Here is a 23,568-nt window from a genome sequence, read left to right as displayed (position 1 = left end):
GGTTGGCCTGTTGCTGGACGTCAGCGGCTGGAAGACGTGGCGTGTCGGGCAATGAAGTGGTTGGACGAGGGCACCGAGCTGCGACCGTCTTGAGCTTGACGACGTTTGTGCCGGACCGGGTCCCCTGTCGGCTACGAGGCAGTGGGGAAGTCGGCTCCCCGGGAGAGCGGTTCGGACGCGCGGATCTCGGCCAGGGTGTTTTCAAGCGTGGCGACGACCACGTCAAACCCGTCGCTGCCGAGGACCAGTCGTTGCGGAGGCACGTCCTGGGCCATGGCGGCGATCACCGTGCGGACTCCTCGTTGCGGGTCGCCGGGCTGCTTGCCGTCCTGGTCGACCATCGCGGCGCGGACCTCCTCCAGCATCGGCCGGTACTCCGCGATGGTCTCATCGATGGGTTCGTCCGCGAAGCCGGCGTAGGCCCGTGTGCGGAAGGCCCCCGGTTCGACCGCCATCACCCGGATGCCCAGCGGCGCCACCTCCTCGCGGAGCACCTCGGTGACGGCCTCGATCGCGCATTTGGTGGCGCTGTAGTAGCCGAATCCGTTCACCCCGCGCAGCCCCGCCACGGAGGACATGTTGATGATCCACCCGCTGCGCCTGGCGCGCATGCCGGGTAGTGCAGCCCGGATGACCGAGAGCGCGGCGAAGAAGTTCAACTCGAACATCCGGCGTACGTCGTCCTCAGTCGTGCCCTCAATCGACCCGTACCAGCCACGGCCCGCGTTGTTGACCAGCACGTCGATGCTGCCGAAGTGTTCCTCGGCCGCGCGTACCGCACTCTGCACCTGCCCCGTGTCGGTGACGTCCAGTGGCAGGACCAGTACGCGGTCGCCGTGCGCCTGCGCCCACGCGTGCAACTCTTCGGGGCGTCGTGCGGTGAGCACCACGCGGTCGCCGATCTCCAACGCGGCCTCGGCGTAGGCCATGCCGAACCCTCCAGGCGTGCCGCCGGTGATGAGCCACGTTCTCGTCAGCATTCTTGCATTCTCCATAGCAAACCAAGCGCAACGTAACAAAACGACGCTACGGTTCGATCGTCAGTCGATTGATCAATGCGCCGTTCAGAGTGAACCGGTAGTGCAGGTCGACCACCCCGCCAGGGAAGTCGCCGACGAGATGCTGGACCACGTCGAAGTGCGCGTCGTCGACCCTGGCGGCGCCGATGAACTCGGTCGTGTACGTGTACTCGCTGCCCGAACGGTCCAGCCAGGTCCGGATCTCGTCCCACCCTCGGTGGGTGCGGCCCTCGTCGGTCACGACGGCGTCGGCGGAGTAGGCCGTGATCGCGGTTTCCACATCACGGGCCTGGTGCGCGGCGAGGTACGCCGTGATCACGGCCGGCAGATCCTCCAGCGAGATCCCGGTGCCCCCACTCCAGTCAACGATGCACATAAGCCCACTGTCGGGTCTCCCCCAGGGAGAGAGTCAAGGGCGCAGACTTGGCCTTATGCGTACGGGCCTGACCATCGGCGAATTCGCCACGCTGACCCATCTGAGCGTGCGGACACTGCGCCGCTACCACGAGGCCGGACTGCTGGAGCCCGCCACGGTCGACCCGCACACGGGCTACCGCTACTACGTGCCCGAGCAGATCCCGACCGCGCAGGTCATCTACCGGCTCCGGCAACTCGACGTGCCCCTGGCCGAGGTCAAGTCCATCCTCGCCACCGACGATCCGCGACAGCGAGCCGACGTGATCATGGGCCACCTGCGGCGGCTCGAAGATGAGCTGGACCGCACCCGGGCCGCCGTCGTGTCGCTGCGCCGACTGGTCCGCCCCGATTCGACCGACCTCCACGTCGAGCTACGATCCGTTCCCGCCCGCACCGTCGCCGCCATCAGCGGCCATGTGAGTCTCGACGGCGTGCTCGCCTGGTACGACTCCGCGATGGCGGAGCTGGACACGGCCTTTCCGGTCGCAGGACGCACGGGACCGCCCGGCGGGCGCTACGCCAATGAGCTGTTCACCGACGGCGCCGGTGCCATGACCGTCTTCCGGCCGGTCCGCGCCCCGCGCGCATCCGGCCGGATCGAGGTCGTCGAACTTCCGGCAGCCGACTTCGCCGTAGCCATCCACGCCGGGCCGCATGACGACATCGACGTCACCTATGGCCGTCTTGGCGCCTGGGTCGTCGCGCACGCCCTGGGCGTCGACGGTCCGATCCACGAGACCTACCAGGTCGGCCCTCGCGACACCGGGGACTCCGATAGGTGGCGTACCGAGATCGGCTGGCCGGTCTTCCGCCTGGCCCCAGCTGACAGATAGACGCCACGGCGGGCGTTGCGAATGTTTCTCGAATCTGCGAGGCGGATATCCTTCCCGCGAATCATGACCGCCGAGTCCGGGTCAGGACACCCGCCGACGTACCGGAGATGCCGCCACGGCTGGCCCTTGAGCTGCTGGAACGCGGTTCGGGTTGTGCCACATCCGGTCCACCACCGTCCGACGACGAGGCGGCTTGAGGCGGTTGACGCGGCTGCGTGGCGCGGGTTTGAGTACGCACCACTCAGGACGTGCAAGCGACGCTTGCCTAGGTTCGCCCTCATGATGTCCTCTCGATCCGTCCCTTCCTCCGGAACCTGGTTCCGGCGCGCACTGACGAGCCTGAGCCTCGGTGCCCTTCTGCTCCCCACGGTCCTCGCCTCGCCGGTCGGCGCCGACGACGGTCGACGCAGCGGTAACCTCGCCGACCTGCGGGTATGCGACCTGTCCGCCTGTTATCTCGCGCTCGGGGTGGTGGACTCCGACGGCGACGGGGTGGCCGACGCCGACGAGATCGCCCTCGGCTACGACCCGCGCGACCCGGCCAGCACCCCGCCGCTGCGCCTGGTCCTGGACGCGACCCTCGACGGGAAGCTGCCGACCTACGAGCTCGGGTACGGCACGTGGGCCGTGTTCCCGGAGGAGTTCGTCATCGGCCTGGAGAAGAAGTGGTACGGCCTCCAGCTCGGGGGTGTCGGGTCGAGTCTTCCGTCGCAGGTCTTCGGGATCCCCACGCGCAGGGAGAGCATCGCGCTCGCCGGGATCGACGACGGGCTGCTCAAGGGCCTCGGCATCGAAGCGCCCTGGAAGTCCGGTCTGACCTTCGGCCTGACCCTCGGCAGCTCCGGCAAGAAGATGGACATCGACCTCGGCCGGTTCAACGGCAGTTGGTACGGCGCGTACGACGGCGCGACCTCGTGGTGGGCAGCCAGCCACGGCGGCGTGACGAGCATGGCGCCCGACAACGGGACGTGGGTGCAGGGGTACGGCGACGGGTCCTCGTCGAGAACCTTTCCCGGCACGCCGGGGTGCGAGGACCTGTGTGCGTCGAGCAGCCGGACCGAGTACTACGACAAGGATCTGGGCACGGAGGGGACGTCGACCGACGAGTCGTACTACGACCTGAGCGGGCGCTACCACACCGAGCGGACGCAGCGCGACCAGAACGGGAACGTCGTCAAGGAGACGCACACCGTCCACGAGAAGAACAAGGACGGCAGTACGACGATCACGAAGGACACCACCGAGTACGAGCGCGACGAGAACGGTAAGACCACCGGGACGAAGAAGACCCACACCGAGCGCACGGTCGACGAGGACGGTAACGAGACCTCCTCGACCACCACGACCCAGAAGTGCGACGCCAAGGGTGAGAACTGCACCGACGGAATGACCACCGGCGAGGATGTCACCGGGCTGGCCCTGCCCGGCACGGCCTGGCTCTCGAACCAGGAGGCGACCGCCGCGCTCGACAAGCTGCTCACGATGAGGGGCGCGACTGTCACCCCGGTGCAGGACGCCCCGTCCGTGATCGGCGTGCTGACCGACGACGACGTCAACGCGGCCCTGAATCGCCGGGATCTGATCTCGTTGTTCTCGGGTGACGACATCGCCACCCACGTCGGGGCGACGGTCCTCGGTACCGGCTGGAACAAGGCCCAGCCCGAGACCCGTCCCGACCTGCCCAGCCCGCTCGACGGGGCGACCGGCATCGGGGGCGGCCCCGGCGGAGGCTGCCAGTCCGGCCCCGGTACCTGCTGAGGCCACTGTCCCACGGCGGTACGGCGGTACGGCGGCCTGGCGCGGCCTGGCGGTACGGCGGTCGTCGCAGCCGTCCGCCGGGGCGCCGTCGGAGAACGAGCGTGACTACCGGTTCGGGATCCCGTACCGGGCGAGGTCGGCCCGCGAGGTGATGCCGAGCTTGGCGTAGGCGCGGGACAGGTGGTTCTCCACCGTCCGCACCGACAGGACCAGCCGTTCGGCGATCTCGGCGTTCGTCGCCCCACCGGCGGCGAGTTCGGCGACGAGGCGCTCGCGGGAGGTCAGCGGGTCGGCGGGCGCGGGGGAGCGGCCCAGCAGGGGGGTGGGCGGGTCGGCGACCTCGTACGCGAGTTCGTCGGCCCGCCGTCGGGCCGCGGCGGCGGCCCGACCGGAAGCACACCGGGAGGCCGCCGCCGCGGCCTCGGCCGCGTACAGGGGTGAACCGACGGCCTCGAAGGCCGTCGCGGCCGCCAGCAGGGTCTCGGGGTGGGCGCGTTCCAGCCCGGTGGCCAGGGCCAGCCGCGCCGCGCCGACCGGGGATCCGACGGCGAGCGCGGTCAGCCGGGCGCGTACCCCGGTGCCGTCGTGCATCCGGAGGCGCTCGTGCAGGATCCAGGACTCGGCGGCCACCGCCCGTTCCTGCGCGGCTCTGGTCTGGCCCTGCCGCAGCAGGTCGTGGGCCTGGGCGTGGTGACCCTCGGCGTACGCGGCCCAGCCCAGTGCGATCGGGACGGTGTGGCGCAGGAACCCCAGGCCTGCCTCCGGCGAGCGCAGGTGCGTCAGCCACGCCGGATCCGGCGTCAGGCCGCGTGAGCCGTAGGCCACGGCCAGCACGGAGAGGCAGACCCGGGTGCAGTCGGTCATTCCGGCGGCTACCGAGGTCACCAGGCTGCGCCGGGCCCAGCGCGCCGCGTCGTCCAGGTGCCCCGCCTGCAGTCGGGCCGCGCCGACGCAGAGGGCGGCCCAGGCACGTTCGAAGACCACGCCGTCGGCCAACGCGCTGTGGTAGGCACGTTCGGCGGTGCGTGCGGCGTCGGCCAGCCGCCCGTGCTCACGCAGCGCGTGGCTCGCGTACACGAGCAGCTTGTCTCGGGTTCCGGTGGCCGTCTCCGGCCCGGCCGCCGGGACCTGGTCGAGCAGTTCCTCGATGACGGCGACGGCCTCGCCGGTCCGTCCGATGTGGGCCAGGGCGTTGCTGCGGCTCGTCGCCAGCATGGTCCGGACCGGCAGCGGCAGCCTGGCGCTGTCGGAGATGACGGACGCGATTGCCAGCGCCTCGTCCGGGAACCCGGCGTACGCCAGGGCGTCGGCTTCGGCGACCGCGAACAGGGCTGCGACCGGCGCCCCGGTGGGATATCGGGCGGACTGCTCCCGCAGCACGTCCCGGGCGCCGGGTAGGTCGTATCGACCCCAGAGGATCACCTTGTGCAGCGTCACGGCGAGCAGCGCGGCGTCCTGGCCGGGCGGGGTGCGGTCCAGCGCGTCACGCAGGACGGTCACCGCCTCGTCGGCACGCCCGGTCTCCCAGCGGGTGACCGCGAAGACGAGGGCGGCACCGACGGCGACCTCCGGGTGGTCGGTCCAGAGGTCGGCCCGGTCGAGGCACGCCCGGGCCAGCCGCGCCGCGACGTCGGTGGCGCCGCCCGCCGCCGCGACCCGCGCCGCGGTCAGCAGGTGTCCCGGCGCCACGGCTTCGCCGGCGTCCAGGCTCAGCACGGTGCACCGTACGTGGTCCTGCGGCGCGAGGGCCCGGGCGACCGCCAGGTGCTCGCGGAGCACCGCGCGCCGCCGGGCGGGCGACAGCCCGTCCCACAGCACCTCGGCGAACAACGGGTGGACGAACCGCAGCGTCTCGGCCGTCCAGACCGCGACCCCGTGGGTGACCAGGTGCTCGGTTCCGACGTGGTGTCCGGCGTGCGCGACCTCCGCGTCGTCGGCCCGGCCGGTGGCGGCGAGGAAGCGGGCGGCGGCGACGGCATCGTCGGGCAGGCCCGCCAGGCGGGTCGGCAGGAGGCTGCGCAGCCCGGTCGGGACCGGCAGCGGTCCGACGGCGTGCCAGCCGACCGCCGAGCGGCGCAACGCGCCGCAGCGGCGTGCGCCGTCGAGCAGTTGGGTGACGAACAGGGCATTCCCGCCGGTACGGCGCCACACGCCGTCGACCACCCCGGCGTCCACCGGGCCGTCGAGCAGCGTGTCGACGAGTTCCTCGGTCGAGGTCCGGTCGAACGGCGCGACCGGCAGGACGACGGTGTTCGACGAGGCCGCCAGCTCGGCCACGGTGGGTGGCACGCGACCGTCGACCGTTCGTACGGTGCCGACCAGCGTGCGTCCGGCGTCGCGGGCGACCCGCACCGCGACGGCCAGGGAGACCTCGTCGCACCCGTCCAGGTCGTCGACCGCGAGCACGGCTCCGGCGGGGACCGCCCGGAGCACCTGGGCGACCATCTCCGCGAGTGACGTCGTCGCCGGGTCGACCAGGTGCGCCAACGCCGCCAACGGGACGTGCGACAACCCTCGCGTGCCCCACGCGCGGACGGCAGGAACAGCCGTGGACACGGCGTCGAGCAGCCGGGTCTTGCCCACCCCGGCCTCGCCGGTGACCAGGACCACGTCCGTTCGTGGATCGCGCACCGCGGCGAGGACGTCGCTGAACTCCCGGGCCCGGCCGACCATCGTCATGCCGGGATCACCTCCCGCCCCCCGGCCGCTTGCCCCCGTGGCCCCGGCAGGTGCCACAACCCGGCCTGTTGCCCCTCGCGCAGCCAGCGGGCCCGAGGTGCCTCGTCGGGTCGAGGCGGCCAGTCACGGTAGGGCAGGAGGGCTACCCGCCAAACGATCACCACGAAGACGTAGCGGCCGAACCCGCCGGCGAGCCACCACGACGCGTCGCGGCGACGGTAGGAGGCGCGCGGCGCGAGCCAGGCCGTGGCCGCCATCGGAACCGCGATCCACCCGAGATCCGCGAGCGGGTCACTGCCCGTCGTACCCTCGATCAGTTCACGGACCAGGATGGAGGGCACCATCACGCCGAACACCAGCAGCACAGTGATCAAGGTACGGGGCGCTCGCCCGGGTGGTGGGCGCGAGCTGAGCGGGTCGTCGGGCACGGTCCGCAGGCTACGAGCCGTCGGCAACACGCGACCCAGGCCGGACGGGACGCGCCCTCGCTGCCGCCTGCCTGGCGGCGGTGTCCCGTCGGGCTACAGCAGGCCGGAGCGTTGGGCGAGCATGGCGGCCTGGACCCGGTTCTCGCAGCCGATCTTGGCGAACACGCGGTACACGTGGGTCTTGACGGTTCCCTCGGAGATGAACAGCTGCTGGCTGATCTCGGCGTTGGACAGTCCCTGGGCCAGCAGGACCAGGACTTCGCGTTCCCGGCTGCTGAGCGTGTCGACCTTGGCCACGTCCTGCTCGGGTCGCGCGGTCGCGGCGGGCAGCCGGTTGAGGACCTGACGGGTCACCTTCGGTGAGAGGTAGGCGTTGCCGGCCGCGGCGGCGCGGATGGCGTACGCGAGTTCGTCGACCGCCGACTCCTTGAGTAGGAAGCCCGCCGCCCCGGTGGCGAGGGCCCGCGTGACGTACTCGTCCTGGCCGAAGGTGGTCAGCATCAGCACGTGGACCGCCGGGGCCAGGTGTCGGATCTCCCGCAGCGCGGCCAGGCCGTCCAGCGCCGGCATCTGGATGTCCAGCAGTACCACGTCCGGTTGGTGTCGCACCGTCAGGTTGACCGCGGCCCGGCCGTCGGTGGCCTGCGCGATCAGGTCGATGTCGGTGACGGGGCGCAGGATCGCGTCGATCGCTGTGCGGATCAGCGAGTCGTCGTCGGCCAGCAGCACCCGCAGGGGCTCGATCATCGGCTCGTCCATCGCTGGCATCGTAGGGTCACGGCCGCTGTTCCTGGAATGCCTGCTTGTCGACGAGCACCCCGTCGCGGAAGCAGAACCGGTAGATGGTCCGCCCGGTGCCGGGGCCGCCCTCGTCCAGCAGCGACGCCTCGTAGTCGACGCAGGTGGCGCCGGGCACCGCCCGGCCGCCGCCGACACCGACGGTCGCGGCATCGGCGTCCGGTAGCAGCGCGCGGACCTCGGGCTCCGGTTGGCCGACCCGGATCGCGTCGTAGGTGTCCCGGTCGACGACGACGAAGGCCATCGCCAACCAGGCCCCGGCCAGGCACAGCACCAGCAGGGCGGCGAGGGAGAGCGTGGTGGCCACGAGGATGAGCCGGCCACGGCGGCGGTCACGATCGACAAGGGCCGTGAAGTCGGCCTCGGGCGCGGTACCCGGCGGTGCACGATGCTCGGCGGCGGGTGCGGCGGGCTGACCGCCCGAGTAGGGCAGCGTGGCCGCCAGCCGGAAGCCACCGTCGGGAGTCGGGCCGTGGTACAGCACGCCGTTGGCCACCCGGACACGTTCGGCCAGCCCCAGCAGCCCCTGCTGGGACGTCGACCGCGAGAACCGTCGCCCGGCGGTGTTGGTCACCCCGGCGACCAGTGCGTCTGGTTCGTAGCGCAGCAGCAGTACGACCCCGCCGCCCTGCGCGTGCCGCAACGCGTTCGTCAGTCCCTCCTGGATCACCCGGTACGCCGCGTGCTCGGTCAGCGGGGTCAGCGGTCGGGGCTCTCCCTCACGTCGGATCTGCACGTCGGCGCCGGCGGCACGCGCCTGCGTGGCCAGTTCGTCCAGTCCGGTCAGCGGCTGCACCAACGGCTGGGTGTCGCCCTGGTCGAGGATGCCGAGGATCTGACGTAGCTCGGTCATCGCCGCCGAGGAGGTCTGTCGTACCAGGTCGGTGGCCTCGTCCCGCCGCTCCCCGTCGGCGGTGCGCAGCATCCCGGCGTACAGGGAGATCAGCGTCAACTTGTGACCCAGCGAGTCGTGCAGGTCCCGCGCGATCCGGGCCCGCTCGCGGGCCTGCGCCTGCCGGGCGACCTCACTCTGCTGGCGGTGCAACTGCACGTTGCGCTGGTGCATCGCCGCCAGGAGCGTCCGCCGCCGCCGGACCAGTCGCGCCACACCGGCCGGTGGGACCGCCAGCAACACGAACATCGCCGAGAACGCGACGGCCAACCTGGCGTCCAGCTCTCCTTCCCACAACCCGATCGAGGCCAGGTAGCAGGCCCACGCCGCGGCCAGGGCGACGGCGACCCGCCACCATCGGGCGACGCGGTAACCGACCGACGCGCTGAGCACCGCCAGCACCAGACTGCTCTGCCCGCCGGTGCCCAGCCCGACGAGCGCCGCGCTGACGTACGCGGCCAGCGGGAACCTCAACCGCAGCAGCATCAGGGTCGGCGTGGAGAACCCGACCAGCCACGGCGCCAGTGGATACCAGTCGGCGGCCACCGCCGCCCACGTCGCCGCGGTCGACACCAGCACCACCAGGCAGGTCTCGTAGACCAGGCGCCATGCCCCGGCTCGGCGTACCCGCTCGCGCCATCGGGCCGCCCACGGCCCGGCCAGCGTCCGGGCCGCCCACGATCCGTTCACCGCCGGGCCGTCCGGCCGCCAGGGCGTGCCGCCGTACCGATGACCGGGCCGGGACTCCGACCGTCGACATCCGTGATCACGGTGTCTCCGCACCTCTCAGTAGCCGTTGCCGGCGGTCCGAGCGACCGCGTCGCGTGCCTGTTGGTAACCCGCCCGGGGTCCGTACCGGCAGGTCGACCCGGTCGGGGTCGGTCGGTGCCGGGCACGTTCGCCGGGCCCGGTCCGTACCGGGCAGGGCCGGTACGGACCGATGTAGACGGCGATTCTCGCTGGCGTGCCCGATGCCGCTTCGCCCGGCCCGCGACCGTCGGGCGCCGGGTCCGCCGGCATGCTCGACGGCCCGGTCGTACGCCCGGACGGCGTCGTCACTGCGGGATGGTGATGGCGCTCTTCTCGGCGAGCTTGCCGTCGACGAAGCAGAGCCGCCACAGGTCCGGCCCGTCAGCCTCGATCGGCTTGATCGTGTAGTAGACACACGAGGCACCGGCCGGCATGCCCTGCCGGCCCGGGTCGTTGCGATAGAGGTCCTTGTCGCTGATGTCGGTCAGCGGATCGGGCAACGCGGCCCGTACGGCCGCCTCCGCGGTGCCTTCCTGCTGCGCGTCGAACTGGTCCCGCGTGACGCCGGCACCGAGCAGCTCCCTGCCGAGGTCGTACATCTGGTAGACCGTCCAGCCGAGACCGCCGCACAGGACGACGAGCACGATGGTGATGATGATTCCGGTCTTACGCATGGCTGTTCCTCCGTCGTGATCGGGATGCGAACAGACTTCCGGAACGCGGCCGGGCGGTCGTCAGTGCTTCGTCGGATCTCGATCTGCTCCCGGTACGACGAAAGTAAGAGCCGGCATTCAACCGGCCGCCAGATGATCCGTCGGCCGCCGGCCGAGAAGCTGTCTCACATGTCGATCACGTCTTCCGCGACGCCGAACACGACGGCGCCGGCCACCCGGATTCCCTACCACCGGCTCGCCCGGACCGGCCGGCACCGCTGGTGGCGGCCCGTCCTCGGCACCTTGCTGATCGTGACCGGTCTGCCGGTACTCCTGGCGGGCGGATTCGGTGCGGTGAGCGCGGTCCGCTGGGCCGTGGGCTGGTCACCCGACCTGACGGGCGTCTCGGCGACCGAGGTCGAGTTGGTGTTGACCCTTGTCGCACTGGGCCTGCTGATTCCGCTCACCCTGCTGGCGGCACGGTGGACGCAGCGCCGTCCCGCCGGCACGGTGTCGTCGGTGACCGGTCGGCTGCGCTGGCGTTGGCTGGCGGACTGCCTGCTGCTCGCCGTGCCGGTACTGGCGCTGAGTGGCACCTTGCTGACCCTGTTGGGCGAGGCGGTCGAGAGTACCTGGGTGGGCTGGGAACGCATCCTGATCGGTCTGGCCGCGGTGCTGGTGCTGGTGCCGTTGCAGGCCGCCGGCGAGGAGTACCTGTTCCGCGGCTGGCTGATGCAGACCTTCGGGGCCTGGATCCGGTCGCCGTGGCCGGGGGTCGTGCTGTCGTCGCTGTTGTTCGGGCTCGCTCACGGTCACGGCAGCGTCGCAGCGATGGTCAGCACGGTCTTCTTCGGCGCGGTGACGGCGGTGGTGACGATCCGGACCGGCGGACTGGAGGCCGCGATCGGACTCCACGTGGTCAACAACGTGGTCGCGTTCGGGCTGGCGGTCGTCACCGGCACGCTGGAGACCCGCCTGGCCTCCGATGACATGTCCACGGTGAGCCTGGCCGTGGACATGGGCGTGGTGCTGCTGTACGGCGAGGCCGTCGTGTGGCTGGCCCGCCGCCGCCGCGTACAGACCCACGCCCGCGGCTAGCCGCCCGAGCGCCGCGTGCGGTGCTGCCGGACCTCCCCGCCGAGCGCACCGAGCATGAGCAGGGTGAGCAGGCACGACAGCACCAGGCATAGACCGAACGACTGCTCGCTCAGGTGGGTGGCGACCCGGTGGCACCCCAGAGCGCGCCCGCCGGGTACACCGGTGTCCGGAGCCAGTGGCGGCGTCCGGCCGAGACAGCCTCACCGGCGGCGTTCACGCGCGACGAGTTCCCGGACGGCCGGCGCGACCTCGGCGGCGTACCGTTCGGCGAGCGTGCGGTCGTCGCCGCCGATGAGGAACGCGGTGACACCGTGGGTGAGGGCGAGGTCGGCGAGCTGCTCGACCCACTGTCCGGGCGGGCCGTCGAGCAGACCTCGGGAGGTGGGGGAGAACCGTACGTTCATGACGTTCAGCAGACGCCGGACCGCGGCGGGCGGCCGTCCCGCCGCGACGGCGGCCTCGTCGATGCGGGCGTTGTGCCCGGGCAGCGACGCCACCCCGTCGGGCAGGTACTCCACGGTGGGCAGCCAGCCGTCGCCGACCGCACCGGTGAGCGCCAGCATCCTGGGTTTGTACGAACCGACCCAGACCTCGATGTCGTGGGCGGGCTTCGGCCCCCGCTTCGCGCCGGTCATCGGGTAGAAGGGGCCCTCGTGGCGTACGGCTCCGTGGGCGTCGACGTCCCAGAGGTCCCGGATGACGGCGATCGCCTCGCGCAGGGCGTCGACGCCCTGGCTCGGGGTGAGTCGTCGGCCGCCCATCGCGGCGATGCCGTCCCAGAAGGCGCCCGCGCCGATGCCGAGTTCGAACCGGCCGCCGCTGAGGACGTCGAGGGACGCCGCCGCGCGGGCGAGTACGCCCGGGGGGCGCAGCGGGAGGCTGAGCACGTTGCCGCTCAACCGCACCCGCTCGGTACGCGCGGCGGCGTACGACAGCAGCGTCCAGGTGTCCAGGAACGTCGGCTGGTACGGGTGGTCCTGGAAGGTGACCAGGTCCAGTCCGGCCCGGTCGGCGGTCGCCGTCAGGTCCAGCGCGTGCCGCGCCTGCGCCACGCCGGGGGTGACGAACAGGCCGAACAGGAGGTCGTGTCCGTAGTCGGTCATCGGGTCTGCTCCTCGGTCGTCTGCGGGTCGATGTTGAAGTTGTCCCGGAACAGGTTGCCCGGGTCGTAGCGCCGTTTGAGCGTGCGCAACCGGGCGAGCACCCGTGGCGGGAACGCGTCGTGCAGTCGCTGCGGGCGTAGGTCGGTGTCGAAGCTGAGGTAGAGGCCGTCGAAGTGACCGGCGAGGCCGTCCCAGGCCGCGTCGAGCCGGCCCTGGTCCGTACCCATGGCGGTGACCTGGAAGGCGGGTGCGCGGTGGGCGAACGCGGTCTCGTCGGCCGGCGTGTCGGTGATCGCCCCGCCCATCGCCCGTAGTTCGAAGAAGTGGACCAGGCCACTGCGCAGCAGCCGGGTGGTGTCGCGGGCGAAGTCGTCGGTGAGGGCCGGGAGGAAGGCGGACCGGGAGACCGGCTCGCCCATGCCGTGGTGGCCGTCCGGCCCGACGTCCGCGGCCAGCGCCATGACCTCCTTGTACGGGGTGAGCACCACCTGTTGCTGCACCAGCGAACCGAGTTCGGTGAACGGGGTGAGCCGTTCGACGATCACGTCGGGGTCCTGCTGGTCGACGATCGCGTACAGCTGGAGCACCGACTGGCCCTGCCGGGGCCGCCCGGTGACCAGGAACACGGTGGTGTCCCGGGGTGCCCCGCTCGCCAGTTCGCCGTAGCGGCGCAGGCTCTTCTCCAGGTCGGTGCTGACCAGGACGAGTTGCGCCCAACCGACCTGGCCGACCTCGCTGACCTCGAACTCGAAGGCGGTGGCCACGCCGAAGTTCGCACCGGCTCCGCGTACCGCCCAGAACAGGTCGGGGTTGTCCGCCTTGGACGCTCGTACCTGGCTGCCGTCGGCCAGCACCAGTTCCACCGCGCGGAGCCGGTCGATCGTCAGGCCGTGTCGGCGGGACAGCAGTCCGATCCCGCCCGCGGTGGCCAGCCCGCCGACGCCGACGCCGCCGTAGTCGCCCGAGCCCAGCGCCCAGCCGTACCGGTCGAGTTCCGCCGCCACCTGCTTCCAGGTGGCGCCGGGACCGATCCGGACCAGCCGCCGTTCGGTGTCGAGAACCTCGATGCCGTTGAGCGCGCCGACGTCGATGACGAGTCCGCCGTCGTTGGTGGAGCGACCGCTGACGCCGTGGCCTCCGCTGCGGATCCCGAGTGGCAGCTGGCGGTGTCGCCGGGCGAACGCCAGCGCGTCGGCCACCTCGGCCGGCGTGCGCGGTCGCAGGACCAGACCGGGTGCGCCACCCCGCAGGTACGTCGAGGTGACCCCGCGGTACGCCGGGTCGCCGGGCTCGACCGCGACGTCGGCCAGCGACGTCGGTACGCCGTCGTAGTCGATGCCCGCTCGACGTCGTGCCCGCACCGCGGCGGAGCGGCCCGTGCCGCGCCCGTCCCCGGCCACCAGCGCGGCGAGCCGGGCGATCTCCGCCGCGGACCGCACGGGCACCACCACCGGCGCGCCCGCCTCCGCGAGGCGGCGGATCTGGTCGATTCCGGCATCCGGTGACGCGAGCGTCCAACCCGCCTGCGCGGCGACCAGCCGGCTACCGGCCAGCACGTCGAGGCTCTGGTGTGCCTTCGCCACGACCGACGGGTACGGCTGTCCGGTCTCGGGCGGGTCGGTGGCGTTCGTCGCCGGAGCCACCGCGATCGGGATGTGCGTGGTCCGGCCGGCCAGCCAGACGGCCGTCGTCCACGGGTCGAGCCCCGGTTGGGGCTGCCGGCCGGAGTCGTCGATCACGACGAGGTCCAGGCCCGCCGACTCCGCCCGCCGGGCCAGGTCGGCCAGCACCGCCGGATCGCCGTCGGCGCCGGACAGGTCCAGCGCGATGCCCAGTTCGATGGTCATACCACCCTCCACTAACCGTCTTCTTGGAAGACCGTATGTCGTACAGACGATCTGCACAACAGCGGATGAGGGTTATGCTGTTCCCATGAGCGAGAGCACATCGGCCATCCCCTCCCCGGACCAGGACCTCGGCTGGGCGCTGGGCGTGCTCCTGCGGGCGTACCGCGACACGCTGCCGCCGACGCTGGGCGACTTCCCACACGGTGCCCGGGGATACCAGACCCTCTGCGAGGTCGTCCGCGCCGACCAACCCAGCCAGCTCGCGCTGGCCAACCGGCTCGGCATCGACCGCACCGTGATGACCTACCTGATCGACGACCTCGTCGCCGCGAACCTGGTCGAACGCCAACCCAACCCGGCCGACCGGCGCCAACGCCGCATCGTGGCCACCCCCGGCGGACGGGCGGCGATAGCCACCCTCTGCGGGCAGGTGGCCGCCGCCGAGGCCACCGTGCTCGGCGCGCTGGACGAGCGGGAACGGGTGGCCTTCCGGCGGCTGCTGATCAAGGCGGCGGGGGGCCTGGCCGACAGCTGCCCGGAGGCCGACGAGACCGCCCCCTCCTGAGCGCCGCCGCCGGCACTGTCCGGCTGGGGACAGAGTCGTTCGGTTCGCCGTACGGCCCGTCATCATCGTCAATGAACGAGTCCACCGCCCGTGAGGCACGCACGCAAGACGGAGGAGCGATGAGGACGCCTGCCCGACCGCGTTCGATCGGCGTGCTGGCCGCCGCGCTGGTCGTCACGATCGCCGCTGCCCTGCTGCCCGCCGCGCCAGCGTCGGCGCTGCCCTCCGGCACCGGCTGGTCGGCCTCGTGGAACTACTACCACCCCGCCGCCTACCAGTACTCCGGCACGCTTCCCGGGGTGCGGCTGACCGGCTACGCCACCGACGAGGCCGGCACCTCGGCCACGCTCGGCACCATCGAGGACACCGCCGCCGACGGGCGCTGCGCCCGGGTGCTGCTCTACGCCAACGGCGTCGGCTACATCGCCGACCGCACCACCTGTGGCAACGGCACCTCCCTGTCGTACACCACGACCAGCTACAGCCAGGGACTACTGGTGATCGTCTACCGGATGATCGACGGCACCAACACCCACGACAAGGGCTTCCACCTGTTCATCCCCGGCTCGGCGACCGACGCCGGACTGCGGACCGTCGGCACCGGAGCGAGCTGGTCGTACTACACCTCCACGGCGTTCCAGTACGCGATCACCCGCTCCGGGGTCAGCCAGATCGGCTACGGCGCCCACCAGTCCGGGGATCTGCGCTCCTCGCTGAACACTGTGCAGAAGACCGCCGCCACGGTCGGGTGCGCCACCGGCAAGGTCACCGGCGGGACCACCGTCACCGGCAGCACCTGCGTCAACGGCGGCACGGCCTCCTTCCACCGACCCGACCACAGCAACAACCTGGAGGCCACCGCCTGCTACCAGCCGGTCCCCGGCACCCAGCGCTGCCTGGCGCTGAACATCCCGGAGCCGTGGTGACCCGACCGGTCACCGGGGCGGAGACGGCTGCGGGCACATGCCCAACCCGTCGCGTTCCCAGTAGCTGGTCGGCAACGCGACGGGATAACTGAACTCCCGAACCTGCCCGTCGCGGGTCTGCACCGACAACCGGACCGGCAGCGGCCCCAGCGGGCCCCACACCGTGCAGTCCAAACCCACCTCGACCAGGAGATGAGCCGTCTCTCCCGGCGACAACAGCCGAGGCTGTTGCCGGGGACTGCGTACCGTGACGTCCGGCCGCTGCGCCTGCACCTCGTGGATGGTGACCGGCGCGGGGCCGGCGTTGACCACGGTCAGCCGTCCGGACAGCTGCACCCGCCTGCCGTCGGACGAACCGCCGTAGTTGGCCGAGTCGGGCAGCGCCACGAGGGCGACCACGGCGTCCTGCGCCCGTTGCGCACGGTAGTCGTGCAGCGCATCGACACCGATACCGCCGAGCAGCGCTCCGACCACGAAGACGGCGGCGAACCGCCACACCGCCTTCCGTGCGCCCCCGGGACCGGTGCCCGCAGGGGACTCCGGCGGGCGACCGGGTTCGTCCAGGTCGATCACTGCGGGCTCGTGCGACATGGGGACAGCGTACGGCCGGCCCCGAGGCGTACGGCACGTCGATGCGGATGCGCCGGAGGTCGTACCGGTGTGCCGACGGCCCTCGTGCGAGTGCTGCCGGTTACCGCGCTCGCCGGGGTGCCGGGTCAGCGTGCCGGGCGGCGCGTCTTCGGCAGGTCGAACTGGTCGGCGCGGCGGCAGTCGCGCTGGTTGCCGATCGCCTCGGGGCCCAACCGGTCAAGCACCGCACGGGCCCGGTCCCGGCCCAGGTTCCAGGCGTACCACGGGTCCGGTTCGGCCAGGTCGTCGGCGATCCAACTGAGCGTGCACCGGCGTACCGGGTCGGGCAACGCGGCCAGGGCGGGGGTGGCGTCGGCGGAGAGCGCCCGCAGATACCAGGCGTCGATCCGGCCGGTCTCCTGGTAGCGGGCCACGTTGCGCTGGGCCGCGTAGTCCTCGGGGTTGAGCGCGGCCAGGCCGAGCAGCAACACCACCGCCAGCGCCGTGGTCAGCCGGGGGATCCAAGCACCGCGCCAACGGACCCCGGCCACCAGGATCATCAGGAAGACCACGCCGAGCAGCAACTCGAAGGCCATCACGAAGATCCGCTCGCCGGTGAAGCTGTACACCTGCTGGTAGGTGTACATCCGCGACAGCGCCGACACCACGATGACCACGCTCAGCGCGCTGAGCAGGCCGAGCAGGACCCGCAGCAGCACCCGGTCGAGGCGTCGGTCCCGGCGGGCCCAGCGGGACACGCCGCCGAGCAGCGCCAGCGTCAGTACGGTCACCACCACCAACTGCCAGAAGCCGCTGCGGGCGTACTCGGCGTAGCTGAGTCCGGTGGTCCGCAGGACGTGCCGCTGCCCACCGAACAGGACGGTGAACTGCACCGCGACGAAGCCGGCGAACAGGGCCGTCAGCACGGCGATCGGCGGTGCCCACTCCACCAGGCCGATCCGCCGGTTGCTCGACCGGTCGATGCCGGACAGCTCCGGTGGCGCGGCGATGGTGTACACGGCGGCCACCGCGATCAGGCCACCCAGGACGGCCAGGAACAGCCAGCGGAACACGCCACCGATGCTGATCTCCGGCACCAGGGCGCCGAGCACCTGGGAGAAGGCGGCGTCGGCGGCGGAGAGCAGGGGACCGAACACCAGCAGGACGGCCACGGTGGCGGCGACCGAGCCGACGACCCGGCGTACCGTGCCCGGGCTGCCGGGTGCCCGCAGGTGGGCGCGTACCCACGGCAGCCCGCGCAGTCCGGCGATGGGCGCGGCCACCAGGCTGAACAGGATCGAGCGCACCCGCATCCCGCCGACGATCGCCAGGGCGGCGCAGCCCAGCGCCGCCAGCACACAGAAGGTCACCAGCCACCAGGCGTTGCGGAAGGCGAGCACCGCGAGCAGCGCCAGGGCGGCGACGGCCCAGCCGGCCCGGATCCGGCGCTCGGCCGGGGCGAGCGCGGCGGTGTGCCGCCACGTCGCCACGATCACCCCGGCGGTGAGCACCAGCCAGCCGAGGAACCAGCCGACGCCGGTGCGGCCCAGCGGCACGAACGCCGCCACCCCCAACGCACCGGCCAGCACGGCCAGCGGGGTGGCCCGGCCACGGGCCGGCGCTGGTCCGGGCCAGACCCGATCGAAGAAGGTCGGCGGCGGTGGCGTCCGGGTGAACGCGTACTGGGGGCCGGGCGGCGGGTACGCGGGAACCCGGTCGGCCGGTCGCGGTGCGGGGCGACCGGGCGGCGTCGGTGGCGTGCTCGCGGCCGGCTCGTCGGCCGGCGGCGTCGGTGGCCCTCCCGGCGGCGGGGTGCCGACCGCTGCCGGTGCGCCGCCCGGTGGCGTCGGGGTGCCGGTCGGTGGCTCGTCGGTGGCGGGGGAGGGCGCGGTGCCCGCCGACGCCGTACCGGAGCCCGCGGTCGTCTGCTCGGCGGTGGAGCTGACCGGTGCGCTCGTCGTCGGACCGCGCTGGGCCGGCGCCGCCGACGTGGCCGGCGCGGCGGTGGACGGCGGACCGGTCGCGGCGGGTGCGGCCGGTGTCGTCTCGGCCGGCGGGGCACCGACGGCCGGCGGACCGGCCTCCGGCAGCATCGGCAGGAAGATCGCGTAGCCCCGGGTGCCGGCCGGCACCGAGACCGGGATGGCCCAGGCGGGTTGCCCGGCCGGGCCCGGCCACACGATCGACGGCAGCCCCTCGGTCTGCGGCGCGACCAGCAGCTGCGGCGCCGCCCCGGGCTCCGCCGGGACGGCGGGCGGGACGGGGGCCGGGCTGGATTCCCCGTTGCCCGGGGACGGCTCGGCCGGTGGCGGCTCGGACACCGCGCCTCCTCGATCGACAAGTGTGTCGCCACACTCTAGGCGCGGGTGTCCGCCCGCGTTGTCCCGCTTCCCCGCCGGCCCCGGGTCGGCCGCGCTCGCGGGTCTACCGCGGCACCCCCGGTGGCGGAGTGAGCAGGCGGGGGTCCGGTTCGCCGCCGGCCATCGCGAGCATGCCGCGTACGACGCGCAGCAGCGTGAGCAGGTCACGTGGCTTCTTCTTGTCGAGGTGGCCGATCACCTGCTTGAGCACGGAGAGCTGGTCGAAGTACACCCGCTCGACGACCAGGTGCTCCTGCTCGTCGAAGATGAAGTAGGCGGTCATCCGGGTGCGGTGACGGCCACCGGTCGGCGGGATCTTGCCCAGCGGGCCGAGATGCGTGCCGATCAGCCAGAACTCGACGATCACGGCGTCCTGGCTGTGCCGCATCGCGATGATCTCGTGGTGCTGGTCGGGGAATGCGGTCCGGGTGTCGTGGTAGTAGCCGCGCACCGCGGCGTCGCCGTCGTGCACCGTCATCGAGGCGATCAGTTCGTAGTGCGGGTGCGGGAAGGTGGTGAGCACGCTGTCCCAGTCCTGGCGGACCTCGTCCTCGAAGTGGTCGAGGACCAGCTTCTCCCGGGCGCGCAGCACGTCCTCGGGCGGAAGGGTGAATGCCGACAAGTGACTCTCCGAAGTGTCGGGTCGGGCAACTGGGTACCGGCCGGTGTCGGCCGGTACCCAGTGATCGACGGTCGCCGGCCCCGCTCCGTTCAGTAGGTCGGTGCTGGTCTGGTCGAGGTTCAGTGGTCGGCCCCGTCGCGGGTCATCAGCGGCCAGACCTCGATGCCGCCACCGGTGCCGGGGCCGAACCGCAGGCCCGGGTAGGAGCGGGCGATCTCCAGCGCCCGCTGCTCGCTGTCGACGTCGACCACGAGGTACGAGCCGACGTACTCCTTCGCCTCCAGGTACGGCCCGTCGGTGACCACCGGGGTGTCGCCGGCCATCCGCACCGCCCGTGCCCGGGTCACCAACCCCTGTACGTCCACCAGCTCGCCGCTGGCGCGCAGCCGCTCGTTGAAGGCGTCGACCGCGCCGATCAGCGTGGCCAGGTCGGCGTCGGGCAGGCTGCCCCAGATCTCCTCGTTGCCGTAGACGAGCATCAGGTACTTCACGTAGAACGCTCCGTTGGGATAGATGTGTCCGGAATGAGACAAGACGCCAGGGTCGGTCCTGATGCACTGTTGTAGCAGGTAGAGAGGCTGCGGATGGCGGGCCACATCCGACTCTCCGGCCGGGCGGGGACAACAGCGTCCCCACCGGTCACCGCGGTGGCCACGGGCTCGACAGCGACGTCGCCGCCGTCACCACGCCGGAGCGCGCTGCAAGCGCCTCACCGCGTCCAGCTCCGGTCGCCGTCGCAGACCTCGCCGCCTTCACCGGTGTAGATCCGCCGGTCGCGGCGAACGAGTCAGGAAGGAGCCGGCATGGCCGCTCCCACCGTTACCGCCTCACTCAACGCGACCACCTACGCCCCCGGTGCCCAGATGCTGCTCACCGTCAACTACGGCGATCCCGACAACAAGGTGCTCACCGTCACCGTGGTGGTCACCGACGCCCAGGGCAACAGCAGCGCACCGGCCAAGGTCAGTGCCGTCATCGACCCGCTCACCATCACCGTGACCGACGACTCGGGCCGCACCTGGTCCCGGGTGTCGGACAACGGGGCGGTGGCCGTGTACCGGGCGGTGGCGTGATGCCCAGGGTCACCGTCAGCGTGCGCGACTCCAGTGGACAGAGCGCCACCGCCCGCGCCGACTACACGGTCGCGGCGCCGGTGCTGGGCGGTTACTACCTCGGCGGCAACGCCGACCCGACGGCCGACATGGCCGGCGGTGCGTTCCGGTCGCTGACCCAGTACCGCAGCTTCGCCGACGGCCACATCTTCCCCGGCTACAACCGACCTTGGCTGACCACTCTCGGCCGGTCCGGTGTGCGGCTCAACATGGTGTTGGAACTCAAGCACTACGGCGTGCCCGACACCGGGCCGCAGACCTTCACCGTGGACGGCGTCAGCTACACCGTGCCGGCCCCGGCGATGACCATCCAGCAGCGCCCGGGCACGGTCTGGCCGAAGGCGTACGGCTACGGCCAGGTGCTCGCCGGGCAGTGCGACGGGCTGTTCGCCCGGGCACTGTCGCAGTACCGGACGATGGGCTTCGGGGTGAACGTCCAACTCGCCTCGGAGTTGGACACCGACCACGAGTTCGGCACCACCGAGGCCGGCAAGAGCTACACCTGGGCCGAGTCGGACGCCCGGGCGGTGCAGGCGGTGACGTACATCGTGAACTGGTTCCGGGCCAAGGCGCTGCCCCAGGGCGCCACCTTCTCGGTCGGCCTCGGCGGCTTCGACCGGCCCGCGTTCCAGCGCACCCATCCGGAGTCGCTGATGTCGCGGCTGGATTTCCTGCAGTGGAACGTGTACGCCACCAGCCCCGGCCACACCGCGCTGGACCGGTTCCGGCGCACCAAGGACTGGGCGGTGGCCGACCTCGGTCCGGTGGCGCTGTCCCGCCCGGTGATCATCGCCGAGTGGGGGGTCCGGGTCGCCGAGATCCCGGACCAGGCGGCCTGGATCGCCACGGTGCCGCCCGCGATCGCCCGGATCAACGCCGAGCGCGGGCCGCTCATCGCCCGGATGAACTACTTCAACTCGGGCTGGGGCACGCTGAGCCCCAAGGCCGCCGGGCTGGCGGCGTTGCGGGCCGCGTACGCCCGGCCGCCGTTCGGCTGACCCGAGCCCGCCCAGGTGGCCGGCCCTCGACGAGGGCCGGCCACGCCGCGTCTTGACAGCGACGCCTTCCTGGTTGCATGGTTAGTTACATGAGTAATGAACCAGCCAACCAGTGTGGTGGGGGAGGGTGGCGGCAGTGATGGAGGACGGCCGGCCGATCTTCCTCCAGATCGCGGAGCTGCTGGAGAACTCGATCCTGGACGGAACCCTCGCCGAGGAGGAACAGGTGCCGTCGACCAACGAGCTGGCGGCCTTCCACCGGATCAATCCCGCGACCGCCGCCAAGGGCGTACACAAGCTGGTCGACGACGGAACCCTGTACAAGAAACGAGGCATCGGGATGTTCGTCTCCTCCGGCGCCCGCGCCAAGCTGCGCGGCCGGCGTCGTGACGAGTTCGCCCGGCAGTACGTCCAACCGCTGCTCACCGAGGCACGCAAGCTCGGCATCGACCCGGCCGAACTGAAGCACATGATCGACACCTGGGAGGAGATCCGATGAGCCCGGTCGTCACCGTCACCGACCTCACCAAGCGGTACCGCGGCGTCACCGCCCTGGACCGGGTGAGCTTCTCGCTCACCGAGAACCGGATCTACGGCCTGCTTGGGCGCAACGGTGCCGGCAAGACCACCCTGATGCAGATCCTCACCGCACAGAACTTCGCCACCTCCGGCGAGGTCACGGTCTTCGGAGAACAGCCGTACGAGAACGAGCGGGTGCTCTCCCGGACCAGCTTCATCAAGGAGAGCCAGACCTACCCGTCCATGGGCGTGCACCACGTGCTGCGCGCCGCCAGCCTGGTCCACCCGGGCTGGGACGACGAGTTCGCGCAGCAACTGACCGACGACTTCCGGCTGCCGCTGCGACGCAACGTGCGCAAGCTGTCCCGGGGCATGCTCTCCTCGCTCGGCATCATCATCGGCCTCGCCTCGCGGGCTCCGCTCACCTTCTTCGACGAGCCGTACCTCGGCCTGGACGCGGTGGCCCGGCAGATCTTCTACGACCGGCTGCTGGCCGACTACACCGAGCACCCCCGCACCGTCGTGCTCTCCACCCACCTCATCGACGAGGTGAGCGAACTGATCGAACACGTCCTGCTCATCGACGCGGGTCGCCTGCTGTTGGACGCCGAGGCGGAGACCCTCCGCGGTCAGGTGCTCACCGTCTCCGGCCCGACCGCGGCGGTCGACGAGTTCACCCGCACCGGCGCGGAGCTGCACCGGACCCGGCTCGGCGGGACGGCGCGGGCCACCGTACGCGGTGACTTCGGCCCGGCCGACCACGACCGGGCCCGGACCCTCGGCCTGATGCTGGAAGCGTCCTCACTCCAGGACACCGTCGTCCGCCTGACCACCGCGAGAACCGGATCCGCGCCGGCCGGCGCGGAAGCGACCAGCAAGGAGAAGTTCCGATGAACCGCGTCCTGACGGTCGCCCGGCTCCAGTTCGTCGCCTGGCCCCTGGTGTTCGGCTGGCCCTGGGGAATCCTCGCCCTCAGCTTCCTCGTCAACCTGGCGCTCTTCGGCTCGATCGGTGACGTCGACCCGGCCCCCGTCACCGGTGGCCTCTCCAGCATCTACATCGTGATGCTCGTCGCCTGCGTCACCACGATCACCCAGGACTTCCCGTTCATCATCGGACTGGGCGTCTCCCGCCGCAGCTTCTACCTGGGCAACCTGCTCCAGTTCGGCGCACAGGCGGTCGCCTACGCGGCGGTGCTCTACCTGCTGGCCGTGGTCGAGGAGGCCACCGGCGGCTGGGGGATCGAGCTGACCTTCTTCGGCCTGCCGTTGCTGCTGGTCGACAACCCGGTGCTGCGGTACCTCGCCTTCGCCATCCCGTTCCTGCTGCTCGGGCTCCTCGGTATCGCCATCGCGCTGGTCTTCAAGCGCTGGGGCGTCAACGGCATGCTCACCCTCAGCGCCGCGGCGATCGTCGGGTTCGGTGGGCTGGGTGTCCTCGCCACCTGGCGGGGCTGGTGGCCGGCGATCGGCGGCTGGTTCGCCGACCAGTCCGGCGGGGCACTGCTGGTCGGCTATCCGGCGCTGCTCGCCGTCCCGCTCGCCGCCGTCAGCTACCTCATCATCCGCCGCGCGGCCCCATGAGAGGGGCGGCCCCTCCCGATCGGGTATCGGGAGGGGCC

General features: G+C 71.8%; 23 protein-coding genes. 10 read left to right on the top strand and 13 right to left on the bottom strand.

Features of this window, described 5'->3' with window-relative positions:
- Window positions 1-131: 131 nt before the first annotated feature.
- Both D2L64_RS13990 and D2L64_RS13985 read right to left on the bottom strand, forming a co-directional pair.
- The gene (locus tag D2L64_RS13990; protein ID WP_199714525.1) at window positions 132-980 is read right to left on the bottom strand and encodes an oxidoreductase; all 849 of its coding nucleotides are present in this window, start codon (window positions 978-980) and stop codon (window positions 132-134) included.
- 46 nt (window positions 981-1,026) lie between these two features.
- Complete coding sequence (locus D2L64_RS13985; protein ID WP_119576261.1) at window positions 1,027-1,395, bottom strand: nuclear transport factor 2 family protein; 369 nt, start codon at window positions 1,393-1,395, stop codon at window positions 1,027-1,029.
- Window positions 1,396-1,450: 55 nt separating this feature from the next.
- Here D2L64_RS13985 and D2L64_RS13980 point away from each other — a divergent pair, with 55 nt between their 5' ends.
- Together D2L64_RS13980 and D2L64_RS13975 are read left to right on the top strand one after the other, a co-directional pair.
- On the top strand, window positions 1,451-2,269 hold the full coding sequence (locus D2L64_RS13980; protein WP_119576258.1) for a MerR family transcriptional regulator: 819 nt from the start codon (window positions 1,451-1,453) through the stop codon (window positions 2,267-2,269).
- Window positions 2,270-2,551: 282 nt separating this feature from the next.
- Window positions 2,552-4,027 (top strand): hypothetical protein, encoded by a 1,476-nt coding sequence (locus D2L64_RS13975; protein ID WP_147376241.1) that lies wholly within the window; start codon window positions 2,552-2,554, stop codon window positions 4,025-4,027.
- Window positions 4,028-4,132: 105 nt separating this feature from the next.
- On the opposite strand, the gene D2L64_RS28270 is transcribed toward D2L64_RS13975, so the two are convergent.
- From D2L64_RS28270 to D2L64_RS27285, 5 genes are all read right to left on the bottom strand, one after another.
- On the bottom strand, window positions 4,133-6,706 hold the full coding sequence (locus D2L64_RS28270) for a helix-turn-helix transcriptional regulator (RefSeq protein WP_147376240.1): 2,574 nt from the start codon (window positions 6,704-6,706) through the stop codon (window positions 4,133-4,135).
- Window positions 6,703-7,071: a hypothetical protein gene (locus D2L64_RS13965; protein ID WP_119576249.1), complete on the bottom strand. Its 369-nt coding sequence runs from the start codon at window positions 7,069-7,071 to the stop codon at window positions 6,703-6,705. The genes D2L64_RS28270 and D2L64_RS13965 overlap by 4 nt, the downstream gene beginning before the upstream one ends.
- Window positions 7,072-7,227: 156 nt before the next feature.
- Window positions 7,228-7,893: a response regulator gene (locus D2L64_RS13960; protein WP_233558941.1), complete on the bottom strand. Its 666-nt coding sequence runs from the start codon at window positions 7,891-7,893 to the stop codon at window positions 7,228-7,230.
- A 16-nt stretch (window positions 7,894-7,909) separates the two neighbouring features.
- Window positions 7,910-9,514, bottom strand: a complete 1,605-nt coding sequence (locus tag D2L64_RS13955; RefSeq protein ID WP_119576246.1) for a sensor histidine kinase — start codon at window positions 9,512-9,514, stop codon at window positions 7,910-7,912.
- Between the two features lie 365 nt (window positions 9,515-9,879).
- The gene (locus D2L64_RS27285; RefSeq protein WP_158603502.1) at window positions 9,880-10,248 is read right to left on the bottom strand and encodes a hypothetical protein; all 369 of its coding nucleotides are present in this window, start codon (window positions 10,246-10,248) and stop codon (window positions 9,880-9,882) included.
- A 168-nt stretch (window positions 10,249-10,416) separates the two neighbouring features.
- Here D2L64_RS27285 and D2L64_RS27280 point away from each other — a divergent pair, with 168 nt between their 5' ends.
- Entirely contained in the window at window positions 10,417-11,325 is a 909-nt protein-coding gene (locus tag D2L64_RS27280; RefSeq protein WP_158603501.1) for a CPBP family intramembrane glutamic endopeptidase, read from the top strand.
- A gap of 200 nt (window positions 11,326-11,525) precedes the next feature.
- Here the strand turns inward: D2L64_RS27280 and D2L64_RS13945 are convergent, their stop codons facing one another.
- Window positions 11,526-12,428 carry an LLM class flavin-dependent oxidoreductase gene (locus D2L64_RS13945; RefSeq protein WP_119576240.1) on the bottom strand — a complete coding sequence of 301 codons (903 nt, stop codon included), beginning with the start codon at window positions 12,426-12,428 and terminating at the stop codon, window positions 11,526-11,528.
- Window positions 12,425-14,275 (bottom strand): FAD-binding protein, encoded by a 1,851-nt coding sequence (locus D2L64_RS13940; RefSeq protein ID WP_119576237.1) that lies wholly within the window; start codon window positions 14,273-14,275, stop codon window positions 12,425-12,427. The genes D2L64_RS13945 and D2L64_RS13940 overlap by 4 nt, the downstream gene beginning before the upstream one ends.
- A gap of 85 nt (window positions 14,276-14,360) precedes the next feature.
- Here D2L64_RS13940 and D2L64_RS13935 point away from each other — a divergent pair, with 85 nt between their 5' ends.
- Both D2L64_RS13935 and D2L64_RS13930 read left to right on the top strand, forming a co-directional pair.
- Window positions 14,361-14,840 (top strand): MarR family winged helix-turn-helix transcriptional regulator, encoded by a 480-nt coding sequence (locus tag D2L64_RS13935; protein WP_119576235.1) that lies wholly within the window; start codon window positions 14,361-14,363, stop codon window positions 14,838-14,840.
- Between the two features lie 119 nt (window positions 14,841-14,959).
- Entirely contained in the window at window positions 14,960-15,766 is an 807-nt protein-coding gene (locus D2L64_RS13930; protein WP_147376239.1) for a hypothetical protein, read from the top strand.
- 9 nt (window positions 15,767-15,775) lie between these two features.
- Here the strand turns inward: D2L64_RS13930 and D2L64_RS13925 are convergent, their stop codons facing one another.
- The 4 genes from D2L64_RS13925 to D2L64_RS13910 all read right to left on the bottom strand — a co-directional run bounded on the left by D2L64_RS13925 (window position 15,776) and on the right by D2L64_RS13910 (window position 19,851).
- Entirely contained in the window at window positions 15,776-16,357 is a 582-nt protein-coding gene (locus tag D2L64_RS13925) for a hypothetical protein (protein WP_147376238.1), read from the bottom strand.
- A gap of 125 nt (window positions 16,358-16,482) precedes the next feature.
- Window positions 16,483-18,657: a DUF4153 domain-containing protein gene (locus tag D2L64_RS28265; RefSeq protein WP_119576226.1), complete on the bottom strand. Its 2,175-nt coding sequence runs from the start codon at window positions 18,655-18,657 to the stop codon at window positions 16,483-16,485.
- Window positions 18,658-18,760: 103 nt separating this feature from the next.
- Window positions 18,761-19,318 (bottom strand): ester cyclase, encoded by a 558-nt coding sequence (locus D2L64_RS13915; RefSeq protein WP_119576223.1) that lies wholly within the window; start codon window positions 19,316-19,318, stop codon window positions 18,761-18,763.
- 119 nt (window positions 19,319-19,437) lie between these two features.
- A complete protein-coding gene (locus D2L64_RS13910) occupies window positions 19,438-19,851 on the bottom strand; it encodes a YciI family protein (RefSeq protein ID WP_147376237.1) in 414 nt (137 codons plus the stop codon).
- Window positions 19,852-20,121: 270 nt separating this feature from the next.
- Between D2L64_RS13910 and D2L64_RS13905 the strand changes: the two genes are divergently transcribed.
- From D2L64_RS13905 to D2L64_RS13885, 5 genes are all read left to right on the top strand, one after another.
- Entirely contained in the window at window positions 20,122-20,391 is a 270-nt protein-coding gene (locus D2L64_RS13905) for a hypothetical protein (RefSeq protein ID WP_119576218.1), read from the top strand.
- On the top strand, window positions 20,391-21,428 hold the full coding sequence (locus tag D2L64_RS13900) for a hypothetical protein (RefSeq protein ID WP_119576215.1): 1,038 nt from the start codon (window positions 20,391-20,393) through the stop codon (window positions 21,426-21,428). The genes D2L64_RS13905 and D2L64_RS13900 overlap by 1 nt, the downstream gene beginning before the upstream one ends.
- Before the next feature lie 127 nt (window positions 21,429-21,555).
- Window positions 21,556-21,927, top strand: coding sequence for a GntR family transcriptional regulator (locus D2L64_RS13895; protein WP_233558940.1), 372 nt, complete (start codon window positions 21,556-21,558; stop codon window positions 21,925-21,927).
- Window positions 21,924-22,841, top strand: a complete 918-nt coding sequence (locus D2L64_RS13890) for an ABC transporter ATP-binding protein (RefSeq protein WP_119576212.1) — start codon at window positions 21,924-21,926, stop codon at window positions 22,839-22,841. The genes D2L64_RS13895 and D2L64_RS13890 overlap by 4 nt, the downstream gene beginning before the upstream one ends.
- Window positions 22,838-23,530 (top strand): hypothetical protein, encoded by a 693-nt coding sequence (locus D2L64_RS13885; protein WP_119576209.1) that lies wholly within the window; start codon window positions 22,838-22,840, stop codon window positions 23,528-23,530. The genes D2L64_RS13890 and D2L64_RS13885 overlap by 4 nt, the downstream gene beginning before the upstream one ends.
- The last annotated feature ends 38 nt before the right edge of the window (window positions 23,531-23,568 follow it).

This window comes from Micromonospora radicis, assembly GCF_003583405.1.
Taxonomy (GTDB): domain Bacteria; phylum Actinomycetota; class Actinomycetes; order Mycobacteriales; family Micromonosporaceae; genus Micromonospora; species Micromonospora radicis.
This window is presented reverse-complemented; position numbering and strand designations above follow the sequence as displayed.